This window comes from Bacillus seohaeanensis, from assembly GCF_042684945.1.
Lineage (GTDB): Bacteria > Bacillota > Bacilli > Bacillales > Bacillaceae_B > Rossellomorea > Rossellomorea seohaeanensis.
Map to the genome: position 1 here is coordinate 156,608 of NZ_JBHUMF010000030.1, position 22,506 is coordinate 179,113.

General features: G+C 36.9%; 22 protein-coding genes and 2 other annotated features. Of the genes, 4 read left to right on the forward strand and 18 right to left on the reverse strand.

Going from position 1 to position 22,506, the window contains the following annotated elements:
* Positions 1–209: 209 nt before the first annotated feature.
* The 5 genes from ACFSUL_RS12305 to zapA all read right to left on the reverse strand — a co-directional run bounded on the left by ACFSUL_RS12305 (position 210) and on the right by zapA (position 5,959).
* Positions 210–617, reverse strand: a complete 408-nt coding sequence (locus tag ACFSUL_RS12305; RefSeq protein ID WP_377935813.1) for a DUF350 domain-containing protein — start codon at positions 615–617, stop codon at positions 210–212.
* A 22-nt stretch (positions 618–639) separates the two neighbouring features.
* Complete coding sequence (locus ACFSUL_RS12310) at positions 640–3,000, reverse strand: endonuclease MutS2 (protein ID WP_377935815.1); 2,361 nt, start codon at positions 2,998–3,000, stop codon at positions 640–642.
* 22 nt (positions 3,001–3,022) lie between these two features.
* Positions 3,023–4,735, reverse strand: a complete 1,713-nt coding sequence (polX, locus tag ACFSUL_RS12315) for a DNA polymerase/3'-5' exonuclease PolX (RefSeq protein ID WP_377935817.1) — start codon at positions 4,733–4,735, stop codon at positions 3,023–3,025.
* Positions 4,736–5,153: 418 nt separating this feature from the next.
* The gene (locus ACFSUL_RS12320; RefSeq protein ID WP_377935819.1) at positions 5,154–5,693 is read right to left on the reverse strand and encodes a CvpA family protein; all 540 of its coding nucleotides are present in this window, start codon (positions 5,691–5,693) and stop codon (positions 5,154–5,156) included.
* 5 nt (positions 5,694–5,698) lie between these two features.
* A complete protein-coding gene (gene zapA / locus ACFSUL_RS12325) occupies positions 5,699–5,959 on the reverse strand; it encodes a cell division protein ZapA (protein ID WP_377935821.1) in 261 nt (86 codons plus the stop codon).
* A gap of 178 nt (positions 5,960–6,137) precedes the next feature.
* Between zapA and rnhC the strand changes: the two genes are divergently transcribed.
* Complete coding sequence (gene rnhC, locus ACFSUL_RS12330; protein ID WP_377935823.1) at positions 6,138–7,061, forward strand: ribonuclease HIII; 924 nt, start codon at positions 6,138–6,140, stop codon at positions 7,059–7,061.
* 187 nt (positions 7,062–7,248) lie between these two features.
* Here rnhC and pheT read toward each other — a convergent pair whose 3' ends face one another.
* The 3 genes from pheT to ACFSUL_RS12345 all read right to left on the reverse strand — a co-directional run bounded on the left by pheT (position 7,249) and on the right by ACFSUL_RS12345 (position 11,826).
* Positions 7,249–9,663 (reverse strand): phenylalanine--tRNA ligase subunit beta, encoded by a 2,415-nt coding sequence (gene pheT, locus ACFSUL_RS12335; protein ID WP_377935825.1) that lies wholly within the window; start codon positions 9,661–9,663, stop codon positions 7,249–7,251.
* Between the two features lie 18 nt (positions 9,664–9,681).
* Positions 9,682–10,719 carry a phenylalanine--tRNA ligase subunit alpha gene (gene pheS / locus ACFSUL_RS12340; protein ID WP_377935828.1) on the reverse strand — a complete coding sequence of 346 codons (1,038 nt, stop codon included), beginning with the start codon at positions 10,717–10,719 and terminating at the stop codon, positions 9,682–9,684.
* 48 nt (positions 10,720–10,767) lie between these two features.
* Positions 10,768–11,007: a binding site (T-box leader), on the reverse strand.
* A gap of 57 nt (positions 11,008–11,064) precedes the next feature.
* Positions 11,065–11,826 (reverse strand): TrmH family RNA methyltransferase, encoded by a 762-nt coding sequence (locus tag ACFSUL_RS12345; protein WP_377935830.1) that lies wholly within the window; start codon positions 11,824–11,826, stop codon positions 11,065–11,067.
* 162 nt (positions 11,827–11,988) lie between these two features.
* Here ACFSUL_RS12345 and sspI point away from each other — a divergent pair, with 162 nt between their 5' ends.
* Positions 11,989–12,195 (forward strand): small acid-soluble spore protein SspI, encoded by a 207-nt coding sequence (sspI, locus tag ACFSUL_RS12350; RefSeq protein WP_377935832.1) that lies wholly within the window; start codon positions 11,989–11,991, stop codon positions 12,193–12,195.
* A gap of 99 nt (positions 12,196–12,294) precedes the next feature.
* Here the strand turns inward: sspI and ACFSUL_RS12355 are convergent, their stop codons facing one another.
* Both ACFSUL_RS12355 and ACFSUL_RS12360 read right to left on the reverse strand, forming a co-directional pair.
* The gene (locus ACFSUL_RS12355; protein WP_377935834.1) at positions 12,295–13,380 is read right to left on the reverse strand and encodes a M42 family metallopeptidase; all 1,086 of its coding nucleotides are present in this window, start codon (positions 13,378–13,380) and stop codon (positions 12,295–12,297) included.
* Between the two features lie 87 nt (positions 13,381–13,467).
* Positions 13,468–13,956, reverse strand: a complete 489-nt coding sequence (locus ACFSUL_RS12360; RefSeq protein WP_377935836.1) for a dUTP diphosphatase — start codon at positions 13,954–13,956, stop codon at positions 13,468–13,470.
* Positions 13,957–14,360: 404 nt separating this feature from the next.
* Between ACFSUL_RS12360 and ACFSUL_RS12365 the strand changes: the two genes are divergently transcribed.
* Positions 14,361–14,759 carry a sigma-w pathway protein ysdB gene (locus tag ACFSUL_RS12365; RefSeq protein WP_071411104.1) on the forward strand — a complete coding sequence of 133 codons (399 nt, stop codon included), beginning with the start codon at positions 14,361–14,363 and terminating at the stop codon, positions 14,757–14,759.
* A gap of 95 nt (positions 14,760–14,854) precedes the next feature.
* On the opposite strand, the gene ACFSUL_RS12370 is transcribed toward ACFSUL_RS12365, so the two are convergent.
* From ACFSUL_RS12370 to ACFSUL_RS12395, 6 genes are all read right to left on the reverse strand, one after another.
* A complete protein-coding gene (locus ACFSUL_RS12370) occupies positions 14,855–15,430 on the reverse strand; it encodes a TVP38/TMEM64 family protein (RefSeq protein WP_071411103.1) in 576 nt (191 codons plus the stop codon).
* Positions 15,431–15,591: 161 nt separating this feature from the next.
* A complete protein-coding gene (locus ACFSUL_RS12375; protein ID WP_377935839.1) occupies positions 15,592–15,870 on the reverse strand; it encodes a DUF1294 domain-containing protein in 279 nt (92 codons plus the stop codon).
* 246 nt (positions 15,871–16,116) lie between these two features.
* On the reverse strand, positions 16,117–16,476 hold the full coding sequence (gene rplT, locus ACFSUL_RS12380; RefSeq protein ID WP_071411101.1) for a 50S ribosomal protein L20: 360 nt from the start codon (positions 16,474–16,476) through the stop codon (positions 16,117–16,119).
* A 29-nt stretch (positions 16,477–16,505) separates the two neighbouring features.
* Positions 16,506–16,706, reverse strand: coding sequence for a 50S ribosomal protein L35 (gene rpmI / locus ACFSUL_RS12385; RefSeq protein ID WP_071411100.1), 201 nt, complete (start codon positions 16,704–16,706; stop codon positions 16,506–16,508).
* A gap of 21 nt (positions 16,707–16,727) precedes the next feature.
* The gene (infC, locus tag ACFSUL_RS12390) at positions 16,728–17,246 is read right to left on the reverse strand and encodes a translation initiation factor IF-3 (RefSeq protein ID WP_084778168.1); all 519 of its coding nucleotides are present in this window, start codon (positions 17,244–17,246) and stop codon (positions 16,728–16,730) included.
* A gap of 72 nt (positions 17,247–17,318) precedes the next feature.
* Positions 17,319–17,460, reverse strand: a sequence feature (ribosomal protein L20 leader region).
* A 214-nt stretch (positions 17,461–17,674) separates the two neighbouring features.
* The gene (locus ACFSUL_RS12395; protein ID WP_377935842.1) at positions 17,675–18,532 is read right to left on the reverse strand and encodes a VOC family protein; all 858 of its coding nucleotides are present in this window, start codon (positions 18,530–18,532) and stop codon (positions 17,675–17,677) included.
* Between the two features lie 169 nt (positions 18,533–18,701).
* Between ACFSUL_RS12395 and ACFSUL_RS12400 the strand changes: the two genes are divergently transcribed.
* Complete coding sequence (locus tag ACFSUL_RS12400) at positions 18,702–19,034, forward strand: winged helix-turn-helix transcriptional regulator (protein WP_071411097.1); 333 nt, start codon at positions 18,702–18,704, stop codon at positions 19,032–19,034.
* 137 nt (positions 19,035–19,171) lie between these two features.
* On the opposite strand, the gene thrS is transcribed toward ACFSUL_RS12400, so the two are convergent.
* Together thrS and ACFSUL_RS12410 are read right to left on the reverse strand one after the other, a co-directional pair.
* On the reverse strand, positions 19,172–21,103 hold the full coding sequence (thrS, locus tag ACFSUL_RS12405; RefSeq protein ID WP_377935844.1) for a threonine--tRNA ligase: 1,932 nt from the start codon (positions 21,101–21,103) through the stop codon (positions 19,172–19,174).
* A 502-nt stretch (positions 21,104–21,605) separates the two neighbouring features.
* Positions 21,606–22,475 (reverse strand): putative sporulation protein YtxC, encoded by an 870-nt coding sequence (locus ACFSUL_RS12410; RefSeq protein ID WP_377935846.1) that lies wholly within the window; start codon positions 22,473–22,475, stop codon positions 21,606–21,608.
* Positions 22,476–22,506: the final 31 nt, after the last annotated feature.

The following is a 22,506-nucleotide window of genomic DNA, read 5'->3' on the forward strand; positions in this document are numbered from 1 at the left end:
AAATAAAAAAACGGCTGCAACATGTGCCGCCGTTTTTTATTATGCAAAGAATACCATATAGATTACACCAACTAACAAAAATCCCCCACATAAACATAATAAAACCTTTGCTAATGTTTCCATTTTTTCTCTCCTTGATTCTAACGGATTGGATTGGCAAAAACACTCTTCTTCCCGTTTTACGTGCCCGTGAATCCACTGTCACTGTATTATGAAATTCCCGCTCCAATTACGTAAGATAATCCTATTGATATAACAAGGGATATAAATCCGACTGCCCGGTTGTCATTCGCTATTTCTTCATCGATTTTAAACATCGGTGTTAAAAATTCATAAACAAAATATCCGATTAACAATAAGATAAACCCGAATATTCCCCAACCAATTGTTGTTAAAAATGCTTCGTGCTGTTGAAAGGAATGACGAAAAATATTGGCAATCCCAAAAATTTTTCCTCCAGTTGCCATGGCAACAGACATATTCCCATTTCTAATTTCATCCCAATTTCGATATTTCGTTACAATTTCGAATATAGCTAAAAACAACACCATGAAAAGGATGACAACACTATAATTTCCCGCCGTCTGGACAAATTGATTTTCCCAAAAATTCTCCATTAATTTCTGCTCCCTTTATCCATTATTTAAACTCGACAATGGTGACTCCAGTTCCACCTTCAGATGCTTCACCAAAACGAATTTTCTTTACAGAACGGTGATTTCGCAAATACTCTTGCACACCTTGTCTTAACGCACCCGTTCCTTTACCATGAATGATGGAAACTCTAGGATATCCTGCAAGTAGGGCATCATCAATATATTTTTCTACACGTGATAATGCCGTTTCAAACCTTTCTCCTCGCAAATCAAGTTCGAGACTAACATGATAGTCTTTTCCTTTTACAGTAGCAAGCGGCTTCGTTTCAACTTTCTGTTTGGATTGAATGAACTCAAGGTTTGACTCTTTTACTTTCATTTTCATAATCCCCATTTGGACCTGCCATTCCTTGTTTGAAATTCTCTCAATAAGGTGTCCTTTTTGGTCAAAGCTTAAGACCTTTACCTCATCACCAGGTTTAAACTCACGAGTTGTTTTCTTTATGTTTTTTTTAGCAGATGAAGATTTTTCTAATACAGGAGCAGCTCCTTCTAGTTGTTTACGAGCTTGTATAAGTTCATGCTCTTTTACTTCAGCTGATTTTTCTTGACGCATTTTTCGCAAATCACGAATAACTTGTTCCGCATCCTCTTTAGCCTTATCTACGACCTCTGCCGCTTTTCTTTCCGCTTTTTCATACATTTCATCTTTCTTCTCATAAAATTCCATCATTTGTTTTTGCATGTCCCGCTGCATTTTTTCAGCTTGTTTCAGGAATTCATTTGCTTCTCTCATCTCTTTTTCCGCTTGTCTTCTACTATCTTCGAGTGAAGCAATCATATTTTCTACTTCTTTCGTATCTGCACCAATATATGATTTTGCGCGATGTATCACACCATCCTGTAAACCTAAACGTTTTGAAATTTCAAACGCATTACTTCTTCCCGGGACTCCAATTAGTAATTTATATGTCGGACTTAATGTTTCTACATCAAATTCTACGCTAGCATTTACTACACCATCACGGTTATACCCATAAGCCTTTAGTTCAGGGTAGTGTGTTGTTGCTACTACTCTCGCATCCTTTTGATGGACCTCATCCAAGATAGATATTGCAAGTGCTGCACCCTCCTGTGGATCTGTCCCTGCCCCTAACTCATCAAATAGAACTAAGCTCTTATCGTCTACTTGTTTTAATATATCAACAATATTAACCATGTGAGAAGAGAAGGTACTTAAACTTTGCTCTATCGATTGTTCATCCCCTATATCAGCATAAACATATTGGAATACCCCAACTTCTGAACCATCTAGTGCAGGAATTGGCAACCCCGATTGGGCCATTAACGTTGTGAGCCCTATCGTTTTAAGCGTAACCGTTTTCCCCCCTGTGTTAGGTCCGGTAATGACAATTGCTGTAAAGTCATCCCCAAGTTCAATATCATTTGCAACCGCCTCCTCCATTGATAAAAGAGGATGTCTTGCTTTGTTTAACTTCATTCTTCTTTCATTATTTATTTGCGGTTTCGTCCCTTTAATAGATCTACCGAATTTCGCTTTTGTAAACATAAAATCAATATCAGCTAGCACTTCTACTATGATTAAAAGATCTTCACTATGGGTGTGTACTTCTACTGTTAATTCCACCAATATTTTTTCTATTTCCGTTTGCTCTTTTAATCGGAGCTCACTTAATTGATTATTCAATTGAACGATTGCTTCTGGTTCAATAAATAATGTTTGCCCTGATGACGATTGATCATGAATGATACCACCGTAATGACCGCGGTACTCCTGTTTTACTGGTATTACATATCGATCATTTCTAATAGTAATAATCGCATCAGATAGCATTTTTTGAGCATTGCTAGAACGGATCATTCTTTCTAACTTTTCTCTAATTCTGTTTTCATTAGACCGAAGCTGCGAGCGAATGCTTCTCAATGCCTCACTTGCCGAATCCAGAATTTCACCATTTTCATCTACCACTTGTCTTATCGTTTGTTCCAGAGAAGAAAGAGTGATCATTTGGGATGCTTTCTCTTCTAAAATAGGTAAATTCAATTCGTCTTCTAGCAACTCTTCCATAAATTTTTTGAACTTGCGGCTTGCTCTAACAGTACTAGCAATCTGAACGAACTCTTGTGGAGAGAGCATTCCACCAATTTGGGCCCTTTTTACATGTGGACGAATATCAAATATTCCACCTAAAGGGGCGTGCCCTTTCACTCTTAAAACAGTCATTGCTTCATCTGTTTCTTCCTGCATCCTTACGATTTCCTCATAATTGACAGATGGCGATAAACCGTCTGCTTTTGAATGTCCTAATCGGGATGCAGCATATTGTTTTAACAGTTCTTTAATCTTATCAAACTCTAATGTCTTCTGTACTTTACGATTCACGGAGAAGCTTCCTCCCTATTAATCAATTGTTTCGCTTTAAAAAAGCTACTAAATCTTTTGTTTCATACGTATTTAATACCGTATCCTTTTCTAACCAGCCTTTTATTGCTGTACCTACTCCTATTTCCATAAATGAAAGATGATCAATACTATGTGCATCCGTGTTAATTACTATTTTAACACCTTGTTCCTGTGCTTTTCTTATATTTTCTGCTGAAAGGTCCAAACGATTTGGGTTAGCATTCAATTCTAATGCTGTGTTTGTTTCTTTTGCCAATTGAATTAGTAAATCCATATCGACTTCGTATCCTTCTCTTCTTCCGATTAATCTACCCGTAGGATGAGCAATTATATCAACATGTGCATTTTCTAAAGCTGTCTTTAATCGACCCATTATTTTTTCTTTTGATTGAGAAAAGCTCGAATGAATGGATGCTATTACAAGGTCAATCTGTTCTAGCACTTCATCCTCATAATCTAAACTTCCATCGGGTAAAATATCCATTTCTATCCCAGATAAAATAAGAATATCATCATATTTTTCATTTAGTTTTCTTATTTCTTCTTTTTGCCTTAATAATCTTTCCGGCGTTAACCCATTCGCTACTTTTAAATACTGGGAGTGATCTGTAATTGCCATATAGCGGTATCCTTTTTCTCTGCATGCCTCTACCATCTCTTCAAGAGAATACGCACCATCAGACCAACTAGAATGCATGTGAAGATCCCCTTTTATATCCTCGATGTTAATCAAACGATAATTTTCATTAAAGTCGTCTACTTCCTTGCCATCTTCACGGAGTTCTGGAGGGATAAACGGGAGTCCAAAATGCTTATAAAAACCTTCCTCTGATTGAAAAGTGAGGTTTTCCCCGGTTTCACTATTCTCAACACCATATTCACTAATTTTTTCTCCTCGTTCTTTTGCAAGCTGCCTCATTCGCACATTATGCTCTTTTGACCCCGTAAAATGGTGCAAGGTTGTTGCAAATTCGTGCACCTTTACAATTCTAAAATCAACACTAACATCCCACTGGTATTCAAAGGTTAGCGAGACTTTTGTATCTCCAGCAGCTATTTTTTCCTTAATGTTAGAGAGAGAAAGCAGCTGATTCTTAACTTTATCGGCTTCTTCTGTAGAAATGATGTAATCCAAATCTTTTACTGTTTCTCTCACTCTTCTCAGGCTTCCTGCCCGCGAATAAGAATAAATTCCATCCATTTTAGCAAGCTTTGCCTCTATTTCTTCAGCAACTTCAAGCATAAATGCAATTGGAAGACGTTCTGGCCGTTCCCCTACAGAATTAATAGCAACAAGGATCTTTTCTTCTGTTTTTTTTCCAAAACCCTGTAAACGTTGAATTTTATTGTTTTCACATGCTTCTTTTAAATCTTCTATGTCCTCAATTCCCAATTCTTTATAAAGCTTGGCAATTTTCTTTCCACCTAGACTCGGAAGCTGCAAAAGTGGAATAAGCCCTTTAGGTACTTCTTCTTTTAATTGTTCAAGGACAAGTGATTTACCCTCCTGCATATATTCTTCTATAACCGCAGCCGTTCCTTTACCAATTCCACTTAATTGGGTAAAGTCGCCAATCTCACTTAAACTTCGATCATCATTTTCAAGAGCCGAAGCGGCTTTCCTGTAGGCAGATATTTTAAAGGAATTCTCTCCTTTTAATTCCATATATAACGCGATATCTTCCAAAAGTCTTATAATATCCTTTTTATTCATCACTTCACCTGCTTATTATTATCTTTTATTGTAATCCTTTCTTTATCTCGCATTGACGGGCCTCAAAGCTTAGAGGTACCAGAGAAGCGAAGATGAGGGGAACTGCCCGTAAAAGCCCGATTGGTGAGATACGATGAAACTCACCGATGCGACGCGCAGAGGTTTAATTGAATCAATCGGGCTCGTACTGTCGGTTAAGCATCCGCTGACAAGCAGAGCTTTACCAACAGTAGAACGGGACTAACAACTAGTGGGGATGGAAGCCCCTCACTGATTGAAGTTTCACTTTATATAGTAGCAAAGTTATCTTTTAAAAGAAAAAGAGGAGCATACAAAAGGGCTGACTAATAAAGATAATTCTTGCGAAACAATGTTTATCTCTGCAAGAATTCAATTTCTTTTAAAGTCAGCCCTACTATTAAGCTACAAATTTTATCCACCATTGTTGAACCTGTTCTGAAAAAACAGGGGTGTGTTTTACCATTACCTCTGCAATAAATGAACTATTTATTTGTGTCTGTACTGCCTCAATTGGCAGAAGAACAGCTATGTATAACAGAATAAAAACAATTAAATATATTTCAATAAATCCAAGCAGTCCTCCACCTAAAACATTTAGTTGCTTTAACAATGGCAAATGAGTGACAAAATCAAGCATCGAACCGATAATATGCAAAATAATTTTCACGGCAAAAAAGATTAGAGCAAACGCGATAACGCGATAATACGCTTGATCTAAATTAGTAGATTCGAAAAGCATGTTTAAATTCGATTGCTCATCCAATATAGGATAAGGAACCCAGAGAGTTAACTTTGGTGCAAGCTTGTCATAGTATAGATATGCTATAATAAAAGATATAATAAAGCCGGTCATATGAATCACTTGTAATATGAAACCTCTTTTAAGACCAACCAAAAATCCTATTAAAAGGATTATCAACAGAGCTAAATCTAACATTCATTTCAATCCTTTAATTTTTTAATTTCTATTTCTAATTTCTCATATTGCTCCTTCAGTTTAATGTAGTCGTTTACAGCATTCACTGCTGTAAGGACTGCAAGCTTACTAGTATCTAGCACAGGATTCATGGAGCCTATTTCTCTCATTTTCTCATCTACCATCGAAGCTACAAACCTGATATGAGCAGCAGACTCTGCTCCAACAACTTTGTATTGCTGACCGTAAATTTCTACTGTCGCTCGATTTTTTTGTTCTTCAGACAACCTAGAAGCCCCCTATCATAAGAATCCTAAACAATATCATAACATGAATTTTTTTGTTTTGGAAAGAAATTGTCACAATTCGTCATTTATTATAGAATTTACTCACATTATCAGCTAGAGTAAAGAATAATTAATAATAGAAAGTGTTATCCTACTCTTACTAGAAGGAGCGTTTTATTTGGCAAATACCGTCATTCAAACATCTAAATCACAAATGGAAAAAATAAAAGAATACTATTCACGTTTCCTAATCGAAAAGCTACCTCCAGGTGCTGTTTTTGTTGCAAAACCTCCACAGTGTACGATTACTGCATATCGCTCAGGGAAGGTTATGTTTCAGGGGGCATCTGGAGCAGAAGAAGCCGCAAAATGGGGAGAAAGCCAGTCCAAAACTATAAAAGCATCTAGTGCCACTACCACAAAATTACCAGCTGGGTTTTCTCGTTGGTCTGCTATTGGATCTGATGAAGTCGGAACAGGTGATTTTTTTGGTCCAATTACAGTTGTTAGTGCCTATGTGGCTAAAGATCACATACCGCTGTTAAAAGAACTTGGTGTTAAGGATTCTAAAGATTTGTCTGATAAGCAAATTGTTGACATCGCTAAAGATTTAATTCACACAGTGCCATATAGTTTGCTTATTTTGCATAATCCCAAATACAACAGTCTTCAGGAAAAAGGAATGTCTCAAGGGAAAATGAAAGCCATTCTACATAACCAGGCTATCCTACACTTATTAGATAAACTTTCACCTACCCAACCTGAAGGAATACTAATAGATCAATTTGTAGAGAAAAACACTTATTTTAAACATATTAGCAGTCAAAAGAGAATTCAAAAAGAAAATGTATATTTTAGCACAAAAGGGGAAAGCATCCATATTGCAGTTGCTGCAGCATCTATTATTGCAAGATATGCTTTCTTGAAAGAAATGGATAAATTAAGTGCCCATGCTGGTGTTACCATTCCAAAAGGTGCCGGTAAGCAAGTTGATATTGCAGCTGCAAAAATCATTAAAAATAAAGGGATAGAAGAGTTAAAAAATATGACCAAATGGCACTTTGCTAATAGTGGAAAGGCGTTAAGAATAGCTGGGAAATAAACTTAAACCGCTCTTAGGAGGATTACCTTTTTGGAGTGGTTGTTTTGTTCGATTGATTGCTGATAGGCGTCAAAGTGACTGTCAGCATTCCTTGGCAACCAATGGCAAAATACAGACTCCCCATACTACTAAAAAAGCTGACCCAAACGCATCATCTACGTTTGAATCAGCTCCCTTCTCTAATCCATTATCCTCGTAATTCTGCTCCAGCTTTTTCTTTTACTGTAGCGAGTACTTTGTCATGAGTCTTGACGACTTCCTCATCTGTTAACGTTTTAGCTGGATCAAAGTATTTTAATGAGTAAGCAAGTGATTTTTTACCCGGCTCCATATGTTCACCTTCATATAAGTCAAAAATTGATACTTCTTTTAGAAGCTTTCCACCAGCATCTTTAATAATTTGTTTTAATTCACCAGCATTAATTGCGCTATCAACTACTAATGCAATGTCTCTCGTGATAGATGGATGCCTTGGAATTGGTGTGTATTGTAATGCTGGCAGATTATATTCGAAAATTGGCGTAGCCTTTAATTCAAATACGTATGTTTCATTGAGGTCTAGTTCTTTTTCTACTTCAGGGTGAACCGAACCTACGAAACCAATCACCTCTTCTTTCAGAAGAATTTCCGCTGTTCTACCTGGGTGCATACCATCAATTTCCGCTGCACGGAAATTGATGAAGTCGATAATGCCTAGCTCCTCAAATAGACCTTCTAAAACACCTTTTGCAACATAAAAGTCGACAGCTTTCTTTTCTCCCTGCCAAGAGTGATTCTGCCATAATCCTGTTAACGCCCCCGCAATATGTTCCTCTTCTGTTGGAAGTGCTTCTCCCTCATTTTTAAGGAAAATTGATCCTACTTCATAAATTGCAAGCGAATCATTTTGACGAGCAAGATTATACGAAACCACCTCTAACAACTGAGGTACAACACTTAAACGAAGATTGCTACGCTCTTCACTCATCGGCATTAATAATTTAACTGGTTCCCTTTTATCAAGAGCATACTTTGTTGCCTTTTCATCATTTGTTAACGAGTAAGTAATAGCTTGGAATAATCCTGCTCCTTCTAAAAACTTACGGACAGTACGACGCTTAGACTGATAAGGTGATAAACCTCCAGTTGTACCTTCGCCTTCTGGAAGAGTAAGCGGCAGTTCATCATAACCAAATAGACGTGCAACCTCTTCTAATAGATCTTCTGGTATTGTAATATCGCCTCTTCTTGTCGGAGCAGTAACAGTGAATGTATCTTCTGTGCGACTAACCTCAAATTGTAGACGTCGGAAAATATCTTCTACTTCCTGCCCTGAGATTGTTGTACCGAGAGAAGCATTTATTTTTTCCAACGTAATCGTTACAACAGCTGGTTCTACTTCCAACTCGTTAAATGTAACTGTTCCTTGAAGTACTTCACCATCTGCATATTGTGCGATTAAAGCAGCTGCACGTTCTCCAGCCTTCAATACTCGATTAGGATCCACACCTTTTTCGTAACGAGCACTTGCTTCACTACGTAACCCATGATCTTTTGATGCCGTTCTTACCGTTTGCCCCTTAAAATAAGCCGCTTCGAGTAAGATATTGGTAGTGTCTGATTTAACCTCTGAATCAGCTCCGCCCATTACTCCTGCAAGTGCAATAGGCTCAGATCCATTTGTAATTACTAAATGATTATTTGAAAGTGTTCTTTCCGTATCATCTAATGTCATTATTTTTTCTTTGTCATGTGCACGTCTTACAACGATTTCTTTTGAACCTAAACGATCGTAATCAAAAGCATGTAAAGGCTGACCATATTCAAGTAATACATAGTTTGTTATATCTACTATATTATTATGAGGTCGAATTCCAGCTGCAATTAAGACATTTTGCATCCACAGTGGAGAAGGGCCAATTTTAACATTCCGAATAACCTTCGCACCGTACAATGGATTATCTTCTTTTGCTTCCACTTTGACAGAAATATAATCGGAAGCTTTTTCTGTGCTTTCTTTATAAGTAGATGCTGGAAGTTTGACATCCCGATCTAATATTGCAGCTACTTCGTAAGCAACTCCAAGCATACTTAAACAGTCAGAGCGGTTAGGTGTAAGCCCAAGTTCAAGGACCGCATCATCTAAGTTTAACAGTTCAACAGCGTCCTTTCCGACCTCTGCATCATCAGAGAAAACATATATTCCTTCCGCATGCTCTTTTGGAACTAATTTGCTTTCTACTCCTAGTTCTTGAAGAGAACAAATCATTCCACGGGATTCTTCCCCACGTAGCTTCGCTTTTTTTATTTTAAAATTCCCCGGTAGCACTGCTCCTACTTTAGCTACTGGTACTTTTTGGCCTTGGGCTACGTTTGGAGCTCCACAAATGATTTGGACGGGAGCGTCTTCTCCAACTTCCACTAAGCATTTGTTTAATTTATCTGCGTCTGGATGTTGTTCGCATTTTACTACATGACCGACAACAACATTTTTGATTCCTTCACCAATTTTCTCAATGCCTTCTACTTCTATACCGCTTCTTGTAATCTTTTCTGCCAATTCTTCAGGAGATATTCCTGATAAGTCAACGTAATTTTCCAACCACTTATATGAAACAAACATATTACTACCTCCGTTCGATTATTCTTGTATTCCAAATTGAGTGAGGAAACGAACATCATTCGTATAGAAGTGTCGAATATCATCAATACCATATTTCAGCATTGCAATTCGTTCAGGTCCCATACCAAATGCAAATCCTGTATATTTTTTCGAATCATACCCTGCCATTTCAAGTACATTCGGATGTACCATTCCGGCACCAAGAATTTCAATCCATCCAGTTTTTTTACAAACATTACAGCCTTTTCCGCCACACATTTTACAAGAAATATCCATTTCAACAGAAGGCTCTGTAAACGGAAAGAAACTAGGACGTAAACGGATTTCTCGATCTTCACCAAACATTTTTTTCGCAAATACTTGAAGAGTTCCTTTTAGATCACTCATTCGAATATTTTCATCAACCACCAATCCTTCAATTTGAGTAAATTGGTGTGAATGTGTCGCATCATCTGTATCACGACGATATACTTTCCCTGGACAAATAATCTTTATTGGCCCTTTGCCATTTTTACCTTCCATCGTTCTAGCTTGAACGGGAGATGTATGCGTTCTAAGTAAAATATCCTCTGTAATGTAGAAAGAGTCTTGCATATCACGAGCAGGATGGCCTTTTGGAAGGTTCAACGCTTCAAAATTGTAATAATCTTTTTCCACTTCAGGTCCTTCTGCTATTGTGTATCCCATACCAATAAATAGATCTTCAATTTCTTCGACCATCTTTGTTAAAGGATGATGACTACCTTTACGGACAGGACGCCCTGGAAGAGTCACATCAATCGTTTCAGATTCCAGTTTCTTTTGCACAGCTTCCCTTTCGAGCTTCTCTTGTTTACTTTCAATTTTTTCCTTTATAGAGCCGCGTACTTCATTAGCCAGGGCACCCATTTTTGGTCGCTCTTCAGCCGAAAGTTTCCCCATTCCCTTTAATATTTCAGTTACAGGACCTTTTTTACCGAGATACGCCACACGGATATCGTTAAGCTCTTTTAAGTTTTGAACTGATTCTATTTTTTCAAGTGCCTCTGTTTGAAGCGCTCTTAACTTATCCTCCATTTTCTTTTCCTCCTTTTTTCATTACAAATAAAAAAACCCCATCCCCTAAAAAGGGACGAGGTTTGGATTCGCGGTACCACCCTTATAAGTATACAAATCCGTATACTCACTTCATTCGGATAACGGCTTATGCCGGAGCATCTTTACATTTCTATTCAGAAATGGTCCCGATGCCAACTCAAGAGGTGAAATTTTCACAACATATCTTAATAAGAATGCTTGCAGTCAAAATGGCATTCTCTCCCTGAAAAAAGACGATGTGTTACTTTCCTCTGTCCATGTTTTTACTCATATGTGAATCATTATAGATAAAAATCGACCGTATTTCAAACCTTTTTCGCTAAATTATTGCCCAATTTTTAAATAATATAACAATATGCCAGCTGCAACGGCAACATTTAACGACTCACTCTTCCCATAGATCGGAATATATAGGTTTTGATTTGTTTCAGAGAGCACTTCATTTGATACTCCATTTCCCTCATTACCGACAATTACGGCAAATGTTGAGGATGGCTCCACATTTGTGTATTCGACTCCATTTTCTAGTGCTGTTCCGTAGATTGGAATTTCTTTGCTTTTTAATAGTTCAATGGTTTGTTGTAAATCGCTTCGTACAATCGGCAAGTGAAAATGGCTGCCTTGTGCTGACCTTAGAACTTTTGGGTTGTAAGGATCTCCTGAACCAGCCCCAAGAACTACCATATCAATACCAGCTGCATCTGCGGTTCTGATCATCGTTCCAATATTCCCTGGATCTTGGACTCCATCGAGTAGGAGAAAGGTTTTCGCACCGCTTATTTCCATACTTTTCTCCACTTGACTACAAACTGCAAAGATTCCTTGAGTCGATTCTGTATCTGAAAGAACTTTTGATACTTCCTCCGCCACGATTGTAATGGAAATAGAATCCACATTCCATTTTTGCGGAATATCTACCCCATCACTCACGATTAATTCTAAAACAACTTTATTTTGTTTTAGCGCTTCTTCCACTAAATGGAATCCTTCTACAATAAATGTATTTGTTTTATCTCTCTCTTTTTTAGTTAATAACTTTTTCCATTGTTTTACTTGCGGATTTTTAGAAGACTGTATGTATTTCAAAAGAAGTTCCCTCCTTTAGCTAGTTTTCATGCCAAGTATGTCAAGTTTTTTATTCATAAAATATTTAAGGTTACATTATACATGAACTTTCATACATAATAAATTAAATTCGGGTGAAAATAACATTGAAATAGTTACTTTAAGAAAAAGGAGCGTTTAGACATGGGCCTAAATCTTAGAAATGCGATTATTCATAACGTTTCTGGAAATAGTCAAGATGAATTAAAAGACACGATTGTAGATGCCATTCAAGGTGGAGAAGAAAAAACACTTCCAGGTCTTGGTGTCCTACTTGAAGTTTTTTGGCAGCATTCTAGTCAAGAAGAAAAAAGTATGCTGTTAGAAACGTTGGAAGAGGGACTAAAATAAAAGGAAATTCCATTGATAAAACCCCTTTTCTTTATTAAATTTTTCAAAAGAAAATAAATAAAACGGATGCTACCCGCATCCGTTTTATTTATTTCCTTATTAATCAAAAGTTATTTTTGCAACTGTTTCTTTATCCAAACGCTTAATAACTTCTGTGATTAGTTTTACAGCATTTTCATAATCGTCACGATGAAGCATTGCAGCGTGTGAATGAATATAACGAGTTGCAATCGTAATAGATAGGGCAGGCACTCCATTCGCAGTTAAATGAATGGAACCTGAATCTGTTCCCCCACCTGCAATAGAATCAAATTGGTAAGGGATATTATGTTCATCGGCAGTATCTGTTACGAAATCCCTTAAGCCTTTATGAGAAACCATTGAAGCATCATAAAGAATGATTTGTGGACCTTCTCCCATCTTACTCATTGCTTCCTTCTCAGAGATTCCTGGTGTGTCACCTGCAATACCAACATCCACCCCAAAAGCAATGTCCGGTTGAATTTTAGCAGCTGATGTTTTCGCTCCACGAAGCCCAACCTCTTCTTGCACTGTACCTACTCCATACACTACATTTGGATGATCCTGACCTTTTAGATTTTTTAGTACATCGATAGCAATAGCACAACCAATACGGTTATCCCAAGCTTTCGCAAGCAACATCTTCTCGTTGTTCATAACAGTGAATTCGAAATAAGGGACAACCATATCCCCTGGTTTAACTCCCCATTCTAATACTTCATCACGGCTTGAAGCACCGATATCAATAAACATGTCCTTAATATCTACTGGTTTTTTACGTGCTTCAGCAGGTAAAATATGCGGTGGTTTAGAGCCAATGACTCCAGTAATATCACCCTTACTCGTTACAATCGTTACTCGTTGAGCAAGCATAACTTGTGACCACCAGCCGCCGACTGTTTGGAAACGCAAGAATCCTTTATCATCAATTTGTGTGATCATAAACCCTACTTCATCAAGGTGACCTGCAACCATAATTTTTGGACCATCTGCATTTCCAACTTTTTTAGCAATTAAACTTCCTAAGTTATCCGTAGTAATTTCATCAGCAAAAGGTTCTATGTATTTTTTCATAACCTCTCTTGTTTCTTTTTCATTACCCGGAACACCTTTAGCATCCGTTAAGTCCTTAAGCATCGTTAGTGTTTCATCTAGCTTTGCCATTCTTTCGACCCCCATTTTTTCATATGTACATTTTGTATTATACTAAATTCTCTGAAAATGTCCACGAAGAGCAACTACTACACTCGTTTAGTACCCTTCCTTTTGTCTTTGGTAGTTTACTTCATTTTTTTGAATATATGCTTTTAACACATCATCGTGTGAAAATCCTAGTAGTTCTCCCAGATAAAAATAGTGGCGCAGTAAATTAGTGAAATGTGTGACAGATCGTTCGGTCATAAATTCATTTGCAGCTCGATAAACTTCCATAAATTGTTCTGTTACATCTTCAATCGTATAATTCGTTTCTTTAAGTTCAAGCTGTTTGACACCTATTTCAAGTCCAAGAGATAAAATAAAGTGCACACCGTCCACAAACTCCTCTAAAATAACCTCTTTAGAGGAAGCTGGTTTTTTACTCCAAAATTTAAAGCAACGTGTTTCATTTGCTAATTCTCCGATCTCAACAAGCAGGGCCAGCATCTTCTTTCCAAAAAGGTTTTCCTCTTCTAGTCCATGCTCTTTTTCTATATAGTTATCTAGCTGCCTTTGCATCTCTAACAATTTTTGTATATCCAAATTTCCAACCTCCCTTTACTTAATTTAATTTAAGTATATCACCTATACATCATACCCCTTGAGTAATTTGTTTATTATGTGACATAACCCATTTATAAAATAGGAATAAATGGGTTAAATAGAAAACTGGCGCACAAGGAACAAAAGCGGAATGGGCCTGGTCAGCTCGCGAAAAAAATATGGATTTCCCTCTAAAGGCGCTTTTTACCTTTAGAGGGAAATCCTCTTTTTCATAGCAAGCTAATTGCAGGAGCTAGACAAACCACTTTAATTTTTGAGTTATCCATATGCGAAAATCTTTTAATATCCTTAACAGTAAAAAAAAGTTTTAAAAAAGTGAAACCTTTTTGTTTTTCATTCGTATAAAAAATAACAAGTATTATGCCTTAATGGAGGTACCTGCTATGCTATGGATATTTCGAATAGTTTTATTTCTTCTTATCATTTATCTTTTTTATCGTTGCTTTAAGTTTATTGTTAATCCAAAGAGAAAATTAGAACTTGCACAAGAACAGAAAAAGTTTTATTTTTTTGATGACCAAGATAATGTACGTAAGAACTTTTTTATAACGTATAAAGGGGTACTGTTTGAGGGGGAAAAATATTTGGGGACGACAGAAGATTCTTTTGAAGTTGTTTCCATTTTTGTATGGACAAATAACGTCTCATCTTTAAAAGGTTTGTCTTTGAAAGACTTCTACTATATAGAGGGAGAAATCCGCGAAAGATATCCGAAAGCAAAAATTGATTGGAAAAGCCCTATAAAAGAACTTCTCAATAATAATGATAATGAAACATCCTAATTTAAATTAAAAAGTGGAAGTGGTTAGGTAAGATACGATGAATTTTTCATGTATTCCAAGTAAAAAGGGACTGCAATGCGCAGCCCCTTTTTTCATTAACCCTTGGAGGTTTCAAAAAATTCATTCCACTGTACTACTCTAACTTTTTCTCTCAACACATAAAACAGTAATACTAATGAAAAAAGCAGAATGATCATCATAGTTGGGGAAAAACGAGTAATATATTGACCAAAAACCGTATAGAAAAATGCTAGTGGTAAATTAGATAATAAAGATGCTTTCGTAAAAGAAGGAAATTCCCTCTTTCTTTCTACTAAACATAAATTTAAAAGCTGATAATGAAAAAATGGGATAAGTTTAAGAATTGAAATTTGACCTGTTGTCAGGACTGCACTTTGTCCGAACCATTTTTCCTTCATTTTAAATAGTTTGTTAGACAGTCCCGGAAGCCATTTAATAACAAAATAAAACCCAATAGATAATAGCGTTAAGCCAATTAATGAGTACACCGTACCGAGCAGACTTCCAAACAGAATCCCCCCGGCCATGCAAACAAGTGAAACTGGGATAAATAAAAACTGTCTTAAAATATGAAATAAGATAAATAGGATTGGTGCTATATAACCGCTCGCTTCAATAAAAGCGAATGCTGTTACTAATCTTTCATCCATCGATCTCCCTCCCCTTGCTGTGGCGAACTAATTTTAGCCCAACACAAGACAGAAGCAATATCCAAATTACGGCAGAGTTTTTCATCATCCCATACTTAATACAACATATACAATGGTACAAGTTGATATGCTAAACACTTCAAAAATTCCATTTCATACTATTATATTACTTGATAAATCCATAGAAACAGCAGGCTCTCCGCAACAGCCAGCAATGGAAGACCCCAAGCAAAGCTTTTATGCTTTGTTTTATGACGAAACATTCTCATTCCTAGAAAAGTCCCAATCGCTCCACCTAAAAACGATATCTTCCATATTGTATTTTCTTTTATGCGATACTTTTGTTTCCTTGCCCTTTGTTTATCTGTCTTCATAATATACAGCCCTATCATATTAATAAATAAAACATACCAATAGATAATACTTATTATTGCATCCATACTTCTCCCTCACTTGCTGCTATATTTGTAAAGAATACCTGTTATCAATCGACTGTTTTATAAAAAGTTCCAGCATCTATAAAGGCTGTTTTCATAAAGTTATTGTTTGTGGGCAATGGACCGTTCCTTTCCGCTCCAACGCTCCCTATGCTGTCAACTGTTGTTAAAACAACAATCTTTTATAAAATAGCCTGTATAAAAAGTAAAAGGGCTGACCATAGTCGGCCAACCCCTTCATAATTGCTATTATTTGTTAAGTTGAGCTTTAGCAGCTTCAGCTAATTGATTGAATGCTTTTTCATCTGAGATAGCAAGATCAGCAAGCATTTTGCGGTTTACTTCAATACCAGCAAGCTTCAATCCGTGCATTAAACGGCTATAAGAAAGACCGTTCATACGAGCAGCTGCATTGATACGAGTAATCCATAACTTACGGAAGTCGCGTTTTTTCTGGCGACGATCGCGGTAAGCATACATATAAGATTTCATTACTTGTTGGTTTGCTACTTTATATAAAGTGTGTTTTGATCCGAAAAACCCTTTTGCTAACTTAAGAACTTTTTTACGACGTCTGCGTGTTACTGTTCCGCCTTTTACGCGTGGCATAATAATTCCCTCCTATTTCTTCTTGCTAATTATTTAATATTGTCAAGCATATGACGAATGCGTTTGAAATCTCCTTTAGAGACAACAGCCGCTTTACGTAATTTACGTTTTGCTTTAGTAGATTTATTTGCGAATAAATGGCTTGTATAAGCGTGTGAACGTTTTAACTTTCCAGAACCTGTCTTTTTAAAACGTTTAGCTGAGCCACGGTGAGTTTTCATTTTTGGCATTTGCTTTTCCTCCTCGGGTCCTTATTTTTCGTTGATAGGTGCTAATACTAAGAACATACTGCGTCCATCCATTTTCGGTTTAGATTCAATTGTAGAAACCTCTTTACATGCTTCTGCGAATCGATCCAATACACGTTGACCAATCTCTTTATGCGTGATCGCACGGCCTTTAAAACGAATAGAAGCTTTCACTTTGTCCCCTTTTTCAAGGAACTTAATTGCATTGCGAAGCTTTGTATTAAAGTCATGCTCCTCAATAGTAGGACTAAGACGTACTTCTTTAAGGTTAATAATTTTTTGCTTTTTACGCGCTTCTTTATCTTTCTTTTGTTGTTCAAACTTAAACTTACCAAAGTCCATAATACGACCTACTGGCGGTTTTGCATTTGGAGCAACAAGTACAAGATCAAGATTTACACGTGCAGCAATTTCAAGAGCTTCATTTTTGGACTTAATTCCAAGTTGCTCTCCATTTTGGTCAATTAGACGTACTTCACGGGCACGAATGCCTTCATTTACGATCATGTCTTTGCTAATAATTAGCCACCTCCAAGGTTTATTAAAAGAATACTCGGTTTGGGCGCACCCAAGCTGAAACTAGACAAAGTTTTTATCCATTAAAAAATGCGGGTGTGATAAGCACACCCGCATTACAATAAAAGAACGCATAACGTTCAAACATTAATTGTTAAAAACCTGCCAACTGCTATTGTGCGTCAATCAGGTGAGAAGCGGGTAGCCTCTTCTTGACCAAACTCGTATTCAATTCACCTTAGCTAGTATATCATAAGCATTAATATGCTGTCAAATGACTACTTTCAATGCAACATGTTTTATTTTATCAGAACTTATCTGTTTGTGCAACAGTTTTTTCATGCTCAATATCGTTTCTGTTCACAGAGGGTTATATCTATCAATACTTTACTCTGTATTAATTTCCAGTAAGATCCTGCTGATTTCAGGTCATTTTATTCATTAACTTGTAATTCTATTGTGTTTCCAGAAGGATCCTTTGTAATATAATTACTAGCTTTCTTTGTAACCGGAGCATCAATACTTTGCAGCTGTTCTATTATTTTATCTCTCGTCATTGAATCTGGGAAAATAAGCGTAAATGAACCTAATCCTATACTGTTTTCTACTGGTGTAGGTGCTCCAATTCCATTCCATGTATTTAATCCGATATGATGATGATACCTACCAGTAGACATAAAGAGAGCTTGATTACCATATCGAGTAACAATATCAAAACCTAGTCCACCTTGATAAAACTGCTCCGTATTGGCTATTTGGGATACATGCAAATGAATATGCCCCATCAATGTGGCATTCGGGAGACCTTCCCATTTCACATCCTCCCCTTCATTTAAGAGGGACTCAGCATCTAGTGGTTCAGTAGTCATTACCACCTCATTATTATTCCATTCCCATGATGTTGATGGGCGATCTCGATATATTTCAATTCCATTTCCATCAGGGTCGGACAAGTAAAGAGCCTCACTTACTCGGTGATCGGATCCCCCTTCTATCGGATATCTATTTTGAAGTAAATGCCTAAGTACTGCACCTAAGTCTGAGCGATTCGGTAATAAAAGTGCAAAATGATACAAACCGGTTGTTCGTCGTTGCTTCGGTATTACATTATCAGGCTGTTCAATGATTAGGAGCGGCGTTCTCCCGTTTGCCGTTAAAATCGCTCTTTTTCCAGATTGCTCTAAAATTTGAAATCCAATAAGATCTTTATAAAACGTCAAAGAACGCTCTAGGTCGGCTACTTTTATATTTACTTTTCCAACATAAATATGTGGCGGACGATGGAATTCCATAGTTGTTCCTCCTGTATTTAAAAGTATGTGTTTTCAATTTTAGTATAAGTTACTATTTGTAACTTATTATACTTTTGTAATCACATTATGTCAAGTCTCATTGTTATAGTAAAATAAGTTTATTATCAATAATAATTAAGCTATAATCTAAATATAGGAGTGATCGAAAATGAACAAATCTCTAATTTGTCCAAGATTTGAAAAAGCAATGGGCATTTTAAGTCAACGATGGACTGGTATGATTATTTATCAACTACTTTCTGGTCCACAACGAAACTGCACAATTAAGTCTGCTACAGGTATAAGCGGGAGACTTCTTTCAGAGCGTCTAAAGGAATTAGAGGAAGAAGGAATTGTGAAAAGAGAAGTGTTCCCAGAAACTCCGGTAAGAATTGAATATTCTTTAACGGAAAAAGGACTTTCGTTAGAACCGCTAATGAAGGAAATTGAAAAATGGTCACAAGAATGGCTGGAAATAGATCCTTCTTCAAAGAATAATTAAGTAGCGTTTAGTAAGAACAATCTATAATTAAATTCAACATTTCGTACGCTAAGTACACATTAGAATTCCCCATATAGATTTTCACAAAAAAAGCTGCTAGTCCTAACAACGACTAGCAGCTTCTCTTTTACTGTTAATTAACGGTTTGCTTCTTCTTTTATTTTAGAAATAAATTCCGCTAAAGGCACCGTTTCAGATTTTTGTTCCCCATATTTTCGAACATTAACCGAGTTTTCTTCTATTTCATTATCACCTACGACAAGCATGTAAGGAACTTTACTCATTTGTGCTTCTCGGATTTTGTAACCAATTTTCTCATTGCGGTCATCAAGTTCAACACGTAATCCTTGTGCCTGAAGTTCTTCTTTTACATGTTTACTGTAATCAAAGTGGACATCTGGTGAAACAGGGATTACTTGTACTTGAACAGGTGCTAACCATGTAGGGAATGCCCCTTTATACTCTTCGATTAGGAAAGCAACAAAACGTTCCATTGTAGAGACTACACCACGGTGGATAACGACTGGACGATGTTGTTTTCCATCTTCACCTATATAACTTAGATCAAAACGTTCAGGCTGTAAGAAGTCTAATTGAACAGTAGATAATGTCTCTTCTTTCCCCAGCGCTGTTTTTACTTGAACGTCGAGTTTCGGACCATAAAATGCCGCTTCACCTTCTGCTTCAAAATAAGTTAGATCAAGTTCATCCATTGCATCTTTGAGCATAGTTTGTGCTTTATTCCACATTTCATCATCATCATAGTACTTCTCTTTATCTTCTGGATCACGATAGGATAAGCGGAACGAATACTCTTTTATGTCAAAGTCTTTGTAAACTTCCATTACTAAACTAACTACTCGTTTTAACTCTTCTTTGATTTGATCTGGCCTTACAAAAATATGTGCATCGTTTAACGTCATCCCACGAACACGTTGTAACCCAGACAGTGCACCAGACATTTCATAACGGTGCATTAAGCCTAACTCAGCAATGCGGATAGGGAGCTCACGATAGCTGTGAATGCCATTTTTATAAACCATCATATGATGCGGACAGTTCATCGGACGTAACACAAGTGATTCATTATCCATTTCCATAACAGGGAACATATCATCCTGGTAATGATCCCAGTGACCACTAGTTTTATAAAGATCAACGCTTCCCATAGCAGGAGTGTAGACATGATCATAGCCTAGGCGCTCTTCCTTATCAACGATGTAACGCTCAACAATACGACGAATTGTCGCTCCTTTTGGAAGCCACATCGGAAGACCTTGCCCAACTTTTTGCGAATTCATAAATAAATTTAATTCTTTACCAATTTTGCGGTGATCACGCTCTTTTGCTTCTTCTAAAAGGCGAAGATGCTCCTCTAAATCTTCTTTTTTAAAGAAAGCAGTACCATAAATACGCTGAAGCATTTTATTATCGCTATTTCCACGCCAATAAGCACCTGCAATGCTAAGAAGTTTGAATTCTTTAATTTTGTTTGTAGATGGTACATGGATTCCACGACACAAATCAAAAAATTCACCTTGTTCGTAAATCGATACTTGTTCATCGGAAGGGATTGCTTCTAATAGTTCAAGTTTATACTCATCATTGATGTCTTCAAACATTCTTTGAGCTTCATCCCGACTCACTTCTTTTCTGACAACTTCTAAACTTTCTCCCACAATTTTTTTCATTTCTTTTTCAATTTTAGGAAAATCCTCTGGTGTAATAGCATGTTCCATATCAAGATCGTAGTAGAAGCCACCTTCAATAACAGGCCCAACTCCAAGTTTCACGTCGGGATAAAGACGTTTTATCGCTTGAGCCATTAGATGTGCTGTACTGTGTCTTAAAATTTCAAGTGCCTCGTCTCCTCCAGCTGTAATAATTTCAATTTCTCCGTCACTTTCTATACTTGTACGAAGATCGATTTGTTGACCATCTATTTTACCGGCAATCGCTTTTTTCTTTAGCCCTGGGCTAATAGAAGCGGCGATATCTTCTGTTGTTGCACCTTTTGGAAACTCCTTCACACTTCCATCAGGGAACTGAATTTTAACAACTTCTGCCATGTGACTTCACTCCTTTAAATTTTAAAAAATATAAAAAACCCCGCCCCTTCTACTTGAAGGGACGAGGTTAATATACACACTCGTGGTTCCACCCAACTTCACATTACAAAAGGACCTATTCCTTTATGCAATATCTTCATTGATTACCAATAACGACAGTCGCCGTCAACCATTACTGCACGTATGTCACGCGGTTCCTGATTGAAGTTTAGAGGTGGTAAGTATACGTATCGCGCTAGGAAGCTTGCAGCCTTGACTTCCCTCTCTGAAAACTGACAAAGAATACTGTTGTCCTCATCATAACTTTTATCTATTGACTTATTATGTAGGTATTATAAGCCGTTATAAAATGAAAATCAAGAGGACTTTAAAGAAAAATTAGCTAGCATTAAGTCATTAGGCATAGGTGATGAGCTAGTTTTACTTATACTTCAATTCTACAGGTTTAACTCAATCAAAGTTCTTCTTGACTAAAAGTTTATATTCTTAAATCGCAAAAAAGCTATTCATTCGCTGCGTCTAATGATGTATAAAGAAAACTTTCCGGAAAATATCTTAACGGCAGTAGATTCACCCGCTCTTCAAAAATATTTTGTAACGTTCGAATAAGGTTTTGCTCATGGTCGTCGCTATAAACAAAAATCTTCTCCGGTGCAAGTGAAAGCAAAGGAGCTATCGTATAAGAATCAACATACAATGGGTGATTAGTCAAAAGCCTCTTGTCCATATAAGCTAAAAGTTGATCTCTGTCCAGTTCTTGAAATCCCTCATCAAAAAAGCGGAATCCGAACGGAGTTGAATAGAGATGTATAGAAATTTTTTTCTGTTCTCTTGTAGACAAATATTCTCTCAACATATGAAGAAACATTTGATATTCTTGCTCCATTTTGTATTCATCTATCGCCAGTTCAACATACTCCATTTGCCTATCTTGTAATTTCTTCAACCGAAATTTAGACCAAGAATCGAAACTTACCGGCTCCCTACTTTCAAGCAGCATTTCTACATTTTCTTCAACAAACTCCCGCTCTCCCCATTCTTCCAAAAGCTCTGTCAGTTCTGGCCGTTCACCAAGCCGCATTCCTAAAATAATCTCCATTATTTGTCCTATTTCATCACTGTCTTCATAATAATAATAATCCGTCAGAATAGAGGATGCCCACTCCATACATTTTTCTGATAATAAAAAGTCACATATTGATTTTATTAATTGTTGCCGTTCGTCATTTGTATAAGGTTTATTTATAGATATAATATAATGTTGTTGATTTTGGAATAATGTCTCATGGAACGATGATATGAAACCCGAATCGTTCGCACGCTTTTGAAGATTACTAGCGTCCCTTTTGCTCTTAAATAAAAGTTCCAACAAATTTCTTCCCTCCCTAAAGCCAAATCCCTGC